We start from the raw sequence: 13,482 nt of genomic DNA on the forward strand, positions 1-13,482 counted from the left end.
ATGGCTAAGGAAAAGTTTGAACGTAATAAGCCGCACGTCAACATCGGCACGATTGGCCACGTTGACCACGGCAAGACCACTCTGACCGCTGCGATCACCAAGTATTTTGGTGACTTTCAGGCCTACGACCAGATCGATGGCGCCCCGGAAGAAAAAGCGCGCGGGATCACCATCTCGACCGCCCACGTGGAGTATGAGACCGAAGCGCGTCACTATGCGCACGTCGACTGCCCCGGCCACGCCGACTATGTGAAGAACATGATCACCGGTGCGGCGCAGATGGACGGCGCGATCCTGGTTGTGAACGCGGCCGACGGCCCGATGCCCCAGACCCGCGAGCACATCCTGCTCGGCCGTCAGGTTGGCATCCCGAAGATGGTCGTCTTCATGAACAAGGTTGACCAGGTCGACGACGAAGAGCTGCTGGAGCTGGTCGAGATGGAGATCCGCGAACTGCTGTCCTCCTACGACTACCCGGGCGACGATATCCCGATCATCGCAGGCTCCGCCCTGGCGGCGATGGAAGGCCGTGACGATGCAATCGGTTCCGAGAAGATCAAGGAACTGATGGCGGCCGTGGATGAGTACATCCCGACCCCGGCGCGTGCGGTTGACCAGCCGTTCCTGATGCCGATCGAAGACGTGTTCTCGATCTCTGGCCGCGGGACGGTTGTGACCGGTCGTGTTGAGCGTGGCGTGATCAACGTCGGCGACAGCATCGAGATCGTTGGTATCCGTGACACCCAGACCACCACCTGTACCGGTGTGGAAATGTTCCGCAAGCTGCTGGACCGCGGTGAAGCGGGCGACAACATCGGCGCGCTGCTGCGCGGTATCGACCGTGAAGGCGTTGAGCGTGGTCAGGTTCTGTGTAAGCCGGGCTCTGTGAACCCGCACACCAAGTTCGAAGCCGAAGCCTATATCCTGACCAAGGATGAAGGTGGCCGTCACACGCCGTTCTTCGCGAACTACCGTCCGCAGTTCTACTTCCGGACCACCGACGTGACCGGCACCGTGACGCTGCCCGAGGGCACCGAGATGGTGATGCCGGGCGACAACCTGAAGTTCGAAGTCGAGCTGATCGCCCCGATCGCGATGGAAGATGGTCTGCGTTTCGCGATCCGCGAAGGCGGCCGCACCGTTGGCGCGGGCGTGGTGTCCAAGATCCTCGCGTAATCAGATTTCTGATCTGCGTATTGAAAGGGCCTCCTTCGGGAGGCCCTTTTTTCCTTGCGAGGCGCTGCCTCGCGCTCCGAGGTATTTTTGAAAAGATGAAGGGGGAGGGGCTGGGGTTGGCTCCGTGTCGATTGAGCGATGTCGATAAGGAAAATCGCAACTTGCCTCTTGCGTCCGTCGCCGGTCTCGCTTAGGAAATGCCGCACCGCAGGGGTATAGCTCAGTTGGTAGAGCGACGGTCTCCAAAACCGTAGGTCTCGGGTTCGAACCCTGATGCCCCTGCCAGTAAAATCAAACAGTTAGCCCGATGGTCCGCTCACTAAGCCTTTGCGTTTGGGAGGTCATTTGGGAGTTTTGCCCCGGTCGTCGAACATTTCCAGCTTCTTGATGGCCGATTCTGCGAGCTCCGAATCTCTGCTTAAATAGTGCTCATCCAGGATGGCTCCGACGTCCCTCATGCTGTGGCCCGTGATGGTCGCTATCTCCGCTTCTGAGCAGCCCGCAATGGCGAGGCGTGTCACGGCTGTTCCTCTCAGATCGTGGAATGTGAGCCCGGTGATTTTGGCTCTCGCAACGGCCTTGCGCCATGAGGCACTGAAACCATGGCTGGTCCAGACTGTCCTGTACGACAGGGACAGAGACAAGGACATAACAAAACAGAAGGTCATCCACTGCAGGATCGGCGTGGGCACCTCGATGGTGGTCCGCAAGATCCGCCCCTCGGTTCGCGGGGTACGGAGCAACATCACTGATCTGCGCTTGGTCGATATGGTTTGTCTGGAGGATAAACGGATCAGCGCGGTCCTTCGGGCGCATGGCTGGGCAGTGAAAGGGGACCTTGGTCGCGCAGTTGCAAGTGGCGTTGGTAGAGATGCTGGAAGGGATGGTGGGGTGATTAGGCTCCAGACCCATTGATTTCATGCTTTTGGCGTGCTTCAGGATCGGCAAGGAGGCCTGAACGATGAGCAATCTTTACTGGCTGACCGACGCCCAGATGGCGCGGTTGAAACCTTTCTTTCCCAAAAGCCATGGCAAGCCCCGCGTCGATGATCGGCGCGTCTTGAGCGGAATAATCTTCATCAATCGCAATGGGTTACGGTGGTGTGACGCGCTTAAGGAATACGGCCCGGCAAAGACACTTTATAATCGCTGGAAACGCTGGAGTGACAATGGCGTCTTCGCCCGGATCATGGTGGGCCTGGCCGCCGAGAGCGCCGAACACAAGACGATCATGATCGACGCGACGTATCTCAAGGCACACCGCACGGCATCGAGCCTGCGGGTCAAAAAGGGGGGGGCGAGCACGCCAGATCGGGCGAACCAAAGGCGGCATGAACACCAAGTTGCACGCCGTTGCTGACGCGAAGGGGCGGCCAATCGGGTTCTTTATGTCGGCCGGACAGGTTAGTGATTACATCGGCGCAGCGGCCCTACTGGGCAGCCTGCCGAAGGCGGGATGGCTTCTAGGCGACAGGGGTCATGACGCCGACTGGTTCAGAGAATCGTTGGAAAACAAGGGAATAAAGGTTTTCATTCCCGGCCGGAAGTCCCGCAAGAAGCCCGTAAAATACGACAAGCGACGCTACAAACGGCGCAACCGCATTGAAATCATGTTCGGGCGCTTGAAAGATTGGAGGCGTGTCGCCACTCGATACGACCGATGCCCGGAAACCTTCTTCGCCGCCATCCTCCTCGCTGCAATTGTCTTGTTCTGGCTGTGAAATTCAATGAGTCTGGAGCCTAGTGGAAATCGCGGCTGGGGAAGAGGCGCTTTGCCTGCTCCCGGGGGTGATGGGCTGTGCGGCGGGGGGGCGGGGCGTCATCTGCGGGCGGGTGTGTTTGGCCCACGATCGCGCCCATCGGGTGACCAAGATCGGAAAGCCGCGCCGAGAGGTCGTCGATCCGGCTGGCAATGACATGGGTGACGATGCCTTCGCGTTGCAGCATGCCGGTCACGCGCAACAGCCGCCCGCCCATCACCGCATGGCGGAAGGCGGCGTAGACCTTGGGCCAGACCACCACGTTGCACACCGCCGTTTCATCCTCCAGTGTGAGGAACACCACGCCCGAAGAGGTGCCGGGGCGCTGCCGGGTGATGACCAGCCCGCAGACAGTGACGCGCTGCAACGGCGTGCGGATCAGCTCGCTGTGCTGGGTCAGGCCGGGCAGCGCGGGGCGCAACAGCTCCATCGGATGAGCGCGGAGCGCCAGGCGGGTGGCTATGTAATCTTCGACCACCTCCTCGCCTAAGTGCATCTGCGCCAAGGCCACCGCAGGTTCGCGCAGGCCCTCGCCATCCAGGGGATCGGAAAACAGCGGCAGCGGCGCGGGGGCGCGGATCGCTTTGACCGCCCAAAGCGCATCGCGGCGGTTGACGCCCATGGCGGCAAAGGCATCGGCCTCGGCCAGCCGCTCGAGGACAGCGGGTGCCACTCCTGCTCGTAACCACAGCGCCTCGGGGTCGGGATAGCCATTGCCACGTGCGGCCACGATCCAACCCGCATCTTCGGCCCGCAAGCCCTTGATCTGCCGGAAACCCAGCCGCAGCGCCAGTTGCCCATCGGTCCGGCGCTCGAGGCTATTGTCCCAGCCTGAATGGTTCACGCAGATGGGACGGACCTCGACCCCATGCTCGCGGGCATCGCGCACCAGTTGCGCCGGGGCGTAGAACCCCATCGGCTGGGAATTCAGCAGCGCACAGGTGAAGATCGCCGGATGATGGCATTTCAGCCATGACGACACATAGGTTAGCATGGCGAAGGCCGCCGCATGGCTTTCGGGAAAGCCGTAATCGGCAAAGCCCTCGATCTGGGCGAAACAGGCCTCGGCGACCTCAAGGGGATAGTCGCGCGCCATCATCCCGCGCAGAAAGCGGTCGCGATGTTCGCCGATCGTGCCCATCCGCCGGAAGGAGGCCAGTGATCGGCGCAGACGGTCGGCCTCTTCGGGACTGTAGCCCGCGCCGATCACCGCAATCTGCATCGCCTGTTCCTGAAACAGCGGCACGCCGAGGGTTTTGGCGGTGACCGCTGCCAGTTCGGGGCCAAAAGGCTCGGGCGCTTCAAGGCCCTGACGGCGGCGGATATAGGGTTTGACCATACCGCCCTGAATGGGGCCGGGCCGCACGATGGCCACCTCGATCACCAGATCATAAAATTTATCCGGCTTCATCCGGGGCAGAAAATTCATCTGCGCCCGGCTTTCGACCTGAAACACCCCGACCGCATCGGCGCGGGTCAGCATGGCATAGGTGGGCCTGTCCTCTTGCGGGATGGTGTCTAGCCGATGATGGATCCCCTCATGCTCGGCCAAAAGATCGAAGCTTTTGCGCAGGCAGGTCAACATGCCCAAGGATAGAATATCGACCTTCAGGATGCCTAGGGCATCGATATCATCCTTATCCCATTCGATGCAGGTCCGCCCCTCCATCGCGGCATTTGCGATCGGGCACAGATCATCGAGCCGCCCGCGCGTGATGACGAACCCGCCGACATGCTGACCCAGATGGCGCGGAAAGCCGATGATCTCACCTATGAGCTTCAGCGTCAGCCCCAGCCGTCGATCGGAAGGGTCGAGCCCCAGCGCTCGCACGCGGTCCGGGTCCGCCCCGCCATTCGACTGCCCCCAGATATCGCCCGACAGCCGTGCAGTCAGGTCTTGGGACAGGCCCATGACCTTGCCCACCTCTCGGATGGCGGCGCGGGTGCGGAAATGGATGACGGTGGCACACAGCCCCGCGCGGTCGCGGCCGTAGCGGTCATAGATCCACTGGATGATTTCCTCGCGACGCTCATGCTCGAAATCAACATCGATATCGGGCGGCTCCTTGCGGTGGCGCGAGATGAAGCGTTCAAACACCATGCCGATCATATCGGGGCTGACATCGGTGATGCCCAGCAGATAGCACAGGATCGAGTTGGCGGCGGATCCACGCCCCTGACAAAGGATGCCGCGGCTGCGGGCCTCGGCCACGATATCATGTACGGTCAGGAAATAGGGCGCATAGCCCAGTTCGGCCACGGTGCCCAGCTCCTTGGCCATCAGCAGATGCACCCGCTCGGTCGCGCCCTGCGGATAGCGGCGTTGCAGCCCGTCGCGGGCCAGCCGGTCGAGCCGCGCCTGCGGGGTTTCGCCTGCGGTGCCCTCATCGGGATAGTCATAGCTGAGTTCGGACAGATCGAAGCTGCAGCGCTTCGCGATCTCCAGCGTGCGCCGCACTGCTGCCGGATGATGGCGGTAAAGCCGCTCCATATCTTTCGCGCCTTTCAGGCGGTGCTCGGCATTCAACAGGGCGCGGGTGCCGATCTGACCGATAGTGATCCCCTCGCGCAGGCAGGTCAGCACATCGGCCAGCGGGCGACGCGCGGCGCGGTGCATCAGCACATCGCCCACCGCGACCATCGGCGCATTGCAGCGCAGCGCCTGCGCGGCACAGGCGCGAAACCACGCCTGATCGGAGCCATTATAGCGTGGTGCTGCGCCCAAGAAGACATGGTTCGGATAGCACCGCCCCAGCCGTTGCAAAGGTGCCTGGGCGACGTCCAGATCTTCGGGCGGCAGGGCGATCAGGATCATCCCGCGGCAGCCCGTCTCGAGATCGGCCAGATCCAGATCGCAGCCGCCTTTCTCTGCCCGCCGCTTGCCCAGGGTCAGCAAGCGCGACAGCCGCTCATAGGCGGCGCGGTCGGTGGGCAGCGCGACCCAGTCCACCGGGCAATCACGCAGGACCAGCCGCGCCCCCACGATCAGCCGTGGCAGGCGCGGCATCTCAGGCACGGGCATCTCCTGCGGAACACCAACCTCTTGGCGCGAACAGCTATCGACCTGATGTGACGACCGCACCCGCAGGCTTTCGGTCGCTTCCTCGCGCAAAGATTTCAGGGCCGAATAGGCCCGAACTACGCCTGCGAGCGAGTTTCGGTCGGTGATGGCGATCGCCGAAAGCCCCAGTTCCGCCGCCCGCAGCACCAGTTCCTCGGGATGCGAGGCGCCAGTGAGGAAGGTGAAATTCGAGGTCACGCAAAGTTCCGCATAGCTCATGCAAATTCTCCATGCACATACCAGCCGGGGCTTTGAGGCGTGTAGAACAGCCACAGCCTGCGCCCCTCACGTGTGTCGACCTTCCAGTAATCGCGTAGGCCCGAAGCCCATGCCGGATTCTCAAACCACCATTCCGGTGCGATCCTTTCGGGGCCCACGGCGCGTCCGGTGCTGAAGGACATGCGCCGCCAGCGAAACCGCGCGGGTGGCTCTGCCCCTTTGGCCATGATCGGCTCGGGCGGAAACAGGGTGATCGGGCGTGGACGCGGCGCATGCCAGCCGCTGGCAGACGGGCTATGGGCCGCAGGCACGATCAGGAAACTATGCTCGGGAATATGGCTATCGGCGGGCTGAAAGCGCTGGATATTCTCCAGCCCGATTCGCGTGCCGATCCGGGTGATCAGATCATTCAGCCGGTCATTGCCGTGATCCACATGGCCGATTTGCTGCACGGCCAGCGGCTCGACCAGCACGGCCTCCAGCCGGATCATATCGATGCCAAAGCCTGCCTCGATCGTATCGATTCCACGCTGGAACAGCGGTAGGATGCGGGCGGTATCGCGCATCGGCGCGGCCAGACGCAGGTCCACCTGCTGGCTCGCCTGATCGACCCGGCGCAGCGTCAGTAGCAGCCGCCGCGCGCCCATATGCTGCGCTCGAAGCTTGGCGCAGAGCGGCTCCAGCAGGCGCTGCGTCACCCCCATGACATCTGCGACCAGCCCGATCGGCTCGGGCAGGGTCATACGGGTGGCATATTGCGGCGGCTCTGCCTCGGGGGTTATGGGCTCGGGCACCGCTCCCATCGCCTGATCCAGCCGCAACAGCAGTTCTGGCCCGAACCGGCGGGCCAAAGGTGCGCGGGCTGCGCCCTGCACCGCGCCGATGCTACGCAGGCCCAGCCGCTGCAGCGCGGTGACCGTTTCCGCCCCGATCCGTAGCGCCGCCACCGGCAACTGCGCCAGATCGGCATCCTCGCCATAATGCGCCCGCGCCCAAGCCGCGCCGCGCGTGGCCCCTACACCCAGCCGCAGCGCGACACCCGTTCGCGCCATGACCGCGCGCATATCCTCCAGCATCGCCGCCTCGCCGCCCCAAAGATGAGCCGAGCCGGTCACATCCAGCACCAGACCATCCGCGCCCTCGCGCCCGACCCAAGGGCAATAGCGCATGGCCCAGCGGCGCAGCACATCCAGAAACCGCGCATCCAGATCGGGACGCGCGGGCCGACTGCGCAGATCGGGGCAAAGCGCGCGGGCATCGGCCAAGTTCATGCCGCGATACAGCCCCAGAGAATGGGCGGCATCATTCAAGCAATAAAGGCGCTCGGCATTCGCCTCCTTGTGGATCAGCGCAAAAGGAGCCTCACTCGGGCAACCCCGCAGAACCCGGTTGGAGGCCAACCGGGGGAACCACATGCAGACGATTCGTCTGGGGGTCCCAGTGAACATACCAAACTCCAACTGTTCCCGTTTTGTTCTTAATAATTTCCCAGCGCATCAGAGTCGAGTCTTCCCGCATGGGATCGAAGACTGGCGTCGCCCGCCAACGGGTCTCGGCGGCATTCGAGCCCATGCCTTCGGGGATGATGCACAGCCCCGTCGTGCCGCCCGCCTTCGCCGCCAATTGCAGCCTGCGCCCTTCGCGCAGATTGAGCGGGCGGGTGATCTCGAGGACGACAAAAGGCAGCGCTCCATCCTTCAGCGCCTCCTCGGCCACGGCCAACGCATCGGTCTGGCTATTGGGTCGCGCTACAAGCAGATTGGTCGGGTCCAGATAGGTCATAGCCCCCTGCGGCAACAGCTGACCCGCCAGCCAGGCCTCACGGACCCAAATCGCACCTGCGCGCGCCATGATCCCCGAAAAGGCAAAAGCCCCCGATCCACAGACCTCGTGGACACGTGTAGGCCGCAAGGCAGAGTTGAGATAGAAAGGAGCACGCATAAGGGTATCATAACGCCAAAGCCGCACGGATCCAATAATGGTATCAGGCTGCGATGGCCTATGGTCTATTTAGCCGGCGTTCGGAATGTGGTTTGGCCAGGTCGACTTTGGGCCGGAGCAGTTGAACAGCAAGCCCTCGCGCCCCAGACGCCTCAACCGCTCACGACCCTGTGTACTTCTGTCGTCGTCACACTGCCCTTGACGGCAAGGTCACCGCCGCGGCAATGAATTGTCATCATCACAACCTGCGCACACGGGAAACCGGCGGGCGTTTTTGCGTTGTGGCTTTCTGAACATTGAGGGGTTTGTGCGGTGTCGCGGATGAAGATCTGCGTTGCGTCTGGCTGCGATGAGTTCGCATTGGCAGGGTTGGCGCATTGCGAGGTGCATGAGGCGGCCTGGGCCTTGAGCATTTTGGCAATGACGTGTCCGGTAGGAAAGTAAGGCCCTTGATCAGCAGCTACCACACTGGAAACACGCAAGGAAACTCCCTTAGCACATATACAGCGCGGCCGAGGTTTTCTTAAAGACTCTTCAACCGGTGCTTCTCCAGCAATCCGGTAAGTATCTCGCGCGCCTGTTGGCGATGGGCGCGGTGAATGCGGCGCGCGGTTTCGGGGTCGCCTTTGAAAATTGCCTGATAGACGGCGCGGTGGTCCTCGTTGGACTGCACCGGGAGCGGTCGAATGAAGAGGGTTGAGGCCTTTGCCCGGCGGACCTGATCGCTCATCATCGCGACGATCATTTCGACGCGGGAATTGCCGCCGAGCCTGACGAGTTCGGCATGGAACCTGTCATCCGCTTCCGCCCAACCCTCGAGGTTCTCGGCGGCGATCGCGGCATCCATGTCCCCAATGGCGGCGTTCAGGCGCGCAAGCTCGTCTCTGGTATAGCCGATGGCCGCCGCGCGCTCTGCAGCCAAGCTTTCGAGTTCGGTCAGAACGTCATAGATTTCGCGCATGTCGTCGGAGGAGACGGGGAGGATGCGGACCCCCTTGCGGGGCCGCATTTCCAGGAGGCCCTGACTTTCCAGGAGCAGTGCCGCTTCGCGCACGGGCGTGCGGGACATGCCCAGCCGTTCTGCCAGTTCCGTTTCCAGATGGTCGGATCCGGCTGCCAACTCGCCTGAAAATATCAGCGCGCGCAATTCCTGTACGGCGCGTTGCGCGTTGGAGTGGGTTTTCTTTTCCTTCAGTTCTACCAAGCAGGTTGCTCCAACGTGATTTTCCGGCCCGTCTCTGACGAGGCATAAATAGCCTGTTCGATTTCGATCACTGTGAGGTAGTCGCGAACGGTGTTCTCCAGCGGGTCCGCCCCCAGAAGACCGGAAATCACATGGGCTTGCAAGGCATGGACGCAATCGCCGCCAAATCCGTCCCATGTATCGGCTGCCAGCAGTGGGGTCGTCGCTGCGCTGCCAAAGTGGCGCAGGCGAACCGAGCCGTCGCCATGAAGGGTGAGTGAGCCTTCCGTGCCCTCGAACCAGGCTTCGCCCATGGTGCGGCGCAGGTTGTCGGCGGCATGGTCGAGATGGCGATTGCCATCAAACAGCGCGCGCACACCATTGGGGTGGTCAAACAGCACAAAGCCCGCGTCCTCGCCCTGGATCACCGGGTTGACCTGGCGCAGATCCGCGTAAACGCCGGTTGGATTTCCCAGGAGATAGCGGAAGGTATCGACCCAATGAACGGCCGTTTCGTGGATCAGGAAACGCTCCATCTCCTGAAAATAGGGCTGCCGGTCGAGATAGGCATCTGGGCCTTGTCCGTCGCCGGGACGCAGGCGGAATGTCACCTGCTGCAGCGTGCCAAGAAGCCCCTCGTTCAGGGCGGACTTGATGGTGCGATACCACGGCTGAAAGCGAAAATTCTCATGCACGACGATCACCGCGCCTGCGGCCTCAGCCTCGGCGGTGATCTTGCGGGCCTCGTCGAGATCGGTGCAGAACGGTTTCTGGCAGATCATATGGGTGACGCCATGGGCGAGGGCGGTGCGGATGGTGTCGGCATGGGCGACAGGCGGCAGAATAATGTCAAGGAGGTCTGGCTTTACGTCCTCCAGCATCGTCGCCAGGTCGTTGTAGGCAGGCAATCCGGTGGCTTCTGCGCGCGTGATGTCGCGGTTGCAGGAGGCGACGGCGATCGCGCCCTCCATCCGCGCCCAGCTGTCGTAGTGAAAGCGACTGAAGTAGCCCGCGCCGACGCAGGCGACCCGGATCGGCGGCCTGTGCGACCCGCCGGTCATGCTGCAAAGACCGCGCGCATGACGGCGCTGGCGGCCTCTTCGGTGCTGGCGCTGCCGCCAAGATCGCGGGTCAGACGATCACCGCGCGCGACGACGTTTTCCACGGCTTCGCGCAAGCGACGTCCGTCCTCCAGAAGGGCAGCATTGTTGTGTTTCAAGCCGAGCCAATCGAGCATCATCGCGGCAGAAAGGATCATTGCATGCGGGTTTGCAACCCCTCGGCCGGCAATATCAGGGGCAGAGCCGTGGCAGGGCTGAAACACGGCCTGATGGAGGCCAATATCGGCAGAGGGCGCAAGCCCGAGGCCGCCCATAAGTCCGGCGCCGAGGTCGGACAGGATATCCCCGAACATATTCTCCGTCACCAAAACATCGAAGTCCCAGGGTTTTTGCACCATCCAGAGCGCGGTGGCATCTACATAGGCGTGATCGGCAATTAAGTCCGGGAAGTCCTTGGCAATGTCATCAAAGATCTGGCGGAAGAAGGCAAACGCCCGGAACACATTGGCCTTGTCCACGCAGGTCACCCGACCCGGCCCCCGCCCGGTGGATTTGCGTCCCTGCGCCAGATCAAACGCAAAGCGGAACAGTTTTTCGGATACATCGCGGGTGATGCGCAGGGTCTCGGTGGCGGCCTCCTGGGTGACTTCTCCGCGGCCTTGCGAGTAAAATAGACCTTCGGTGCTTTCTCGGATCAGGACAAAATCGATTTCGCGATTGTCGGGCAGGTTCAGTGGGCTGGCCTGGCCGGGTTTCAAACGCACCGGGCGGACACCGGCAAACAGACCATAGGCCTTGCGCAGTTCGATCTGTGGCGAGATCTCAGTGCCGTCTGGGTAGCGGACATCGGGAAGCCCCATCGCGGAGAGCAGGATCGCATCCGCAGCCCCCGCCGATTTCAGCGAGGATTCAGGAAGCGACTCGCCCGTTTTTGCATAGTGCGCAGCGCCTGCGGGCAGCGTGGAGAAGCGCAGATCATATCCGCGCGAGGCTTCCGACAGGCTGCTGAGCAAGGTGACGGTCGGTGTCATGATTTCTGGGCCGATGCCGTCGCCCTCGAATACTGCAATTTCAAACGTCTGGGTCATCTCTGACTGCGCCCCTTCTGTGTTTTTGATGGCCGCCAATAGGGAATGGTGCGTGCGGCATTGACAGTGTGTTTTTTAATGCATACATAAATAAATGCAATAACAAACGCAACACAGCTGGGAGGAGCTGACATCATGAACAAGCTTATGACAGGAGCGCTGGCGGTTTGGGCGGCCACCGCGGTTTTCACTGGCGCGGCCAGCGCGCAGGAATATCCCTATCGTGACATTACCAATGCCGTGGTCTGGGGGGCCGGCGGCGGTACCGACTCGATCAACCGTATGATCATGGCCGAGATGGAGAAAAACCTGCCGGTGTCGATCAACGTGATCAACCAGACCGGCGGCGTTGCCGGGTCGAATGGCATGGTCTATGTCGCCAACCAGCCCGACGATGGGTATACGTTGGTAGGCCTGTCGGAATCCAACGTGACCGCCGCTGTGCAGGGCGGTTGGGATAAAAAATTCGATTTTTGGTATCCCTTCATCGTCGGCGGATCGCCTGATCTGATTTCTGTACCGGCCAATAGCCCCTATTCCACCCTGACCGAGTTGGTAGACGCCGCGATGGCGGAACCTGGCTCCATTCCGGCAGCGGCAGGCGGCGCCGGCTCGATCCACCATTTGAATTTGCTGGCTCTCGAAAAAGGTTCAGGCGCCGCGTTCAAATTCGTGCCCTACAAGGGATCCGCGCCCGGACAGGAAGCAGCTATCGCGGGCGAAGTTGCCCTGGTGGTCACCTCTCTTGCCGAACAGGCCGCGCTGATCGAAGGCGGGCAGCTCAAGCCGCTGGCGATGCTGACCGCAGACAGTGCCGAGATCGCGGGCTTCACGGTGCCCTCAGCTTTTGACAGCTATGCGGCCCTGTCCGAGGTATTGCCGCTCAAGCAGGCGATTGGATTTGCCATCCACAATTCGGCCCCGGAGAACGTGAAGGCGACATTGGGCGCGGCCTTTGAAAAAGCCATGGCGTCGGACACTGTCGCAGAGTGGGCCAAGGTCAACAAATACGACATCGGCGGCGAGCATGGAGCCGAAGCACAGGCGCTGTTTGCCAACCTCGAAAGCACCTTTGCCTACACCCTGAAAGATCTGGGCGCGGCAACTGTGATGCCAGAAGACCTGGGCATCGAGAAGCCGTGACAGCCTGTGCCCCGTCAGGCGGGGTATCAGAAGACACGAAAAGGGGGCGCGGTGGCGCCCTCTTGCTGAGGGGAGGAATGACTTTATGGACAGGCTTGAGAAGGATGAGGCGCTCGCCCTTGCACAATTGCGGGCGCGGGACTTCTGGAGCGCCTTGGTGCTGATCGCAATTGCGCTGTTTTTCCTATGGAAGACATCAGGATTGTCGCTGGGTGCCCACAGCGGGGCAGGGGTGAGCAGCGCGGGATGGTATACGTCTGCGGCGGTTGTCCCTTTTGGAATTTTTGGTGCGCTTCTCGTGCTTGCCTTGGTCCTTTTGGGGATTTCCATACGCTCCGGCGGTGCGGCGCAGGCGATGAGTGGGCTCGGGCTGGGCTGGAACCCGCAAGAGGCAAGTCGGATCGGAGCAATTGGTCTGATCCTGCTGTGCTACATTGTCGGATTGGTGCCACGCGTCGATTTCATACTTGGGTCAGCTTTGTTGATCACCGCGCTGATCTGCGGGTTTCACGGTCGGGCGGGGCGGGGCGCAACAGTGCCTGTGTTGGCCCTGGGGCTGGCAGGTGGGTTTGCACTGCTTGCCTATCCGCAACAATCTGACTGGGCGCAGAGCGGCGATGATTGGATGACGCTTGGGCTGTTGATCAGTTTGACCGTCTGGCATCAATACACCGGCGCGCGCGATCGCGCGCTGCGCCTGACACCGGTGCTTGCACTGGGGCTGCCGCTCCTGCTGATCTGTGCAATGGCCTTTGGGTTTCGGCAGAATGTGCCGAACCGTAGCGGGCTGATCTTCTCAAAGATCGAATACACCTATTACGTTCACCTTCGTCCGCTCTGGAGGTCCTGA

12 protein-coding genes and 1 tRNA gene are annotated in these 13,482 nt (G+C 61.9%); 5 read left to right on the forward strand and 8 right to left on the reverse strand.

The annotated features are described in order from the left end of the window. Nucleotides 1-1,176, forward strand: coding sequence for an elongation factor Tu (gene tuf / locus TRIHO_RS08540; RefSeq protein ID WP_068242051.1), 1,176 nt, complete (start codon nucleotides 1-3; stop codon nucleotides 1,174-1,176). 209 nt (nucleotides 1,177-1,385) lie between these two features. Continuing rightward, nucleotides 1,386-1,461, forward strand: a tRNA-Trp gene (locus tag TRIHO_RS08545). A 56-nt stretch (nucleotides 1,462-1,517) separates the two neighbouring features. Here the strand turns inward: TRIHO_RS08545 and TRIHO_RS08550 are convergent. After that, nucleotides 1,518-1,886 (reverse strand): site-specific integrase, encoded by a 369-nt coding sequence (locus tag TRIHO_RS08550; protein ID WP_207498654.1) that lies wholly within the window; start codon nucleotides 1,884-1,886, stop codon nucleotides 1,518-1,520. Nucleotides 1,887-2,137: 251 nt separating this feature from the next. On the opposite strand from TRIHO_RS08550, the gene TRIHO_RS23220 reads away from it, so the two are divergent. After that, a protein-coding gene (locus TRIHO_RS23220) for an IS5 family transposase (RefSeq protein ID WP_106406174.1) occupies nucleotides 2,138-2,897 on the forward strand; the annotation gives its coding sequence in 2 pieces (ribosomal slippage) (nucleotides 2,138-2,467 and nucleotides 2,469-2,897; 759 coding nt in all). Between the two features lie 19 nt (nucleotides 2,898-2,916). Here the strand turns inward: TRIHO_RS23220 and TRIHO_RS08565 are convergent. From TRIHO_RS08565 to TRIHO_RS08590, 7 genes are all read right to left on the reverse strand, one after another. Further along, nucleotides 2,917-6,216, reverse strand: coding sequence for an error-prone DNA polymerase (locus TRIHO_RS08565; protein WP_082705078.1), 3,300 nt, complete (start codon nucleotides 6,214-6,216; stop codon nucleotides 2,917-2,919). Next, nucleotides 6,213-7,664 carry a Y-family DNA polymerase gene (locus TRIHO_RS08570; RefSeq protein WP_082705079.1) on the reverse strand — a complete coding sequence of 484 codons (1,452 nt, stop codon included), beginning with the start codon at nucleotides 7,662-7,664 and terminating at the stop codon, nucleotides 6,213-6,215. Before TRIHO_RS08570 ends, TRIHO_RS08565 begins: the two co-directional genes overlap by 4 nt. After that, nucleotides 7,579-7,998, reverse strand: coding sequence for an ImuA family protein (locus TRIHO_RS08575; RefSeq protein ID WP_332307210.1), 420 nt, complete (start codon nucleotides 7,996-7,998; stop codon nucleotides 7,579-7,581). The genes TRIHO_RS08570 and TRIHO_RS08575 overlap by 86 nt, the downstream gene beginning before the upstream one ends. Nucleotides 7,999-8,309: 311 nt before the next feature. Further along, nucleotides 8,310-8,639 (reverse strand): hypothetical protein, encoded by a 330-nt coding sequence (locus tag TRIHO_RS23700; RefSeq protein WP_131811191.1) that lies wholly within the window; start codon nucleotides 8,637-8,639, stop codon nucleotides 8,310-8,312. Between the two features lie 41 nt (nucleotides 8,640-8,680). Next, a complete protein-coding gene (locus TRIHO_RS08580; RefSeq protein ID WP_068242063.1) occupies nucleotides 8,681-9,361 on the reverse strand; it encodes a GntR family transcriptional regulator in 681 nt (226 codons plus the stop codon). Then, nucleotides 9,355-10,401, reverse strand: coding sequence for a Gfo/Idh/MocA family protein (locus TRIHO_RS08585; protein ID WP_068242065.1), 1,047 nt, complete (start codon nucleotides 10,399-10,401; stop codon nucleotides 9,355-9,357). Before TRIHO_RS08585 ends, TRIHO_RS08580 begins: the two co-directional genes overlap by 7 nt. Then, nucleotides 10,398-11,489 (reverse strand): isocitrate/isopropylmalate dehydrogenase family protein, encoded by a 1,092-nt coding sequence (locus TRIHO_RS08590; protein ID WP_068242067.1) that lies wholly within the window; start codon nucleotides 11,487-11,489, stop codon nucleotides 10,398-10,400. The genes TRIHO_RS08585 and TRIHO_RS08590 overlap by 4 nt, the downstream gene beginning before the upstream one ends. Nucleotides 11,490-11,624: 135 nt before the next feature. Between TRIHO_RS08590 and TRIHO_RS08595 the strand changes: the two genes are divergently transcribed. Together TRIHO_RS08595 and TRIHO_RS08600 are read left to right on the forward strand one after the other, a co-directional pair. Continuing rightward, nucleotides 11,625-12,632: a Bug family tripartite tricarboxylate transporter substrate binding protein gene (locus TRIHO_RS08595; protein WP_068242069.1), complete on the forward strand. Its 1,008-nt coding sequence runs from the start codon at nucleotides 11,625-11,627 to the stop codon at nucleotides 12,630-12,632. A gap of 85 nt (nucleotides 12,633-12,717) precedes the next feature. Then, nucleotides 12,718-13,482: a hypothetical protein gene (locus TRIHO_RS08600; protein WP_068242071.1), complete on the forward strand. Its 765-nt coding sequence runs from the start codon at nucleotides 12,718-12,720 to the stop codon at nucleotides 13,480-13,482.

This window comes from Tritonibacter horizontis (assembly GCF_001518015.1).
Lineage (GTDB): Bacteria > Pseudomonadota > Alphaproteobacteria > Rhodobacterales > Rhodobacteraceae > Epibacterium > Epibacterium horizontis.

Coding starts and splice junctions, on each gene's coding strand:
- TRIHO_RS08595 (WP_068242069.1), top strand. CDS start 11,625: ATGAACAAGCTTATGACAGGAGCGCTGGCGGTTTGGGCGGCCACCGCG.
- TRIHO_RS08565 (WP_082705078.1), bottom strand. CDS start 6,216: ATGAGCTATGCGGAACTTTGCGTGACCTCGAATTTCACCTTCCTCACT.
- tuf (WP_068242051.1), top strand. CDS start 1: ATGGCTAAGGAAAAGTTTGAACGTAATAAGCCGCACGTCAACATCGGC.
- TRIHO_RS08585 (WP_068242065.1), bottom strand. CDS start 10,401: ATGACCGGCGGGTCGCACAGGCCGCCGATCCGGGTCGCCTGCGTCGGC.
- TRIHO_RS08570 (WP_082705079.1), bottom strand. CDS start 7,664: ATGTTCACTGGGACCCCCAGACGAATCGTCTGCATGTGGTTCCCCCGG.
- TRIHO_RS08590 (WP_068242067.1), bottom strand. CDS start 11,489: ATGACCCAGACGTTTGAAATTGCAGTATTCGAGGGCGACGGCATCGGC.
- TRIHO_RS08600 (WP_068242071.1), top strand. CDS start 12,718: ATGGACAGGCTTGAGAAGGATGAGGCGCTCGCCCTTGCACAATTGCGG.
- TRIHO_RS08575 (WP_332307210.1), bottom strand. CDS start 7,998: ATGACCTATCTGGACCCGACCAATCTGCTTGTAGCGCGACCCAATAGC.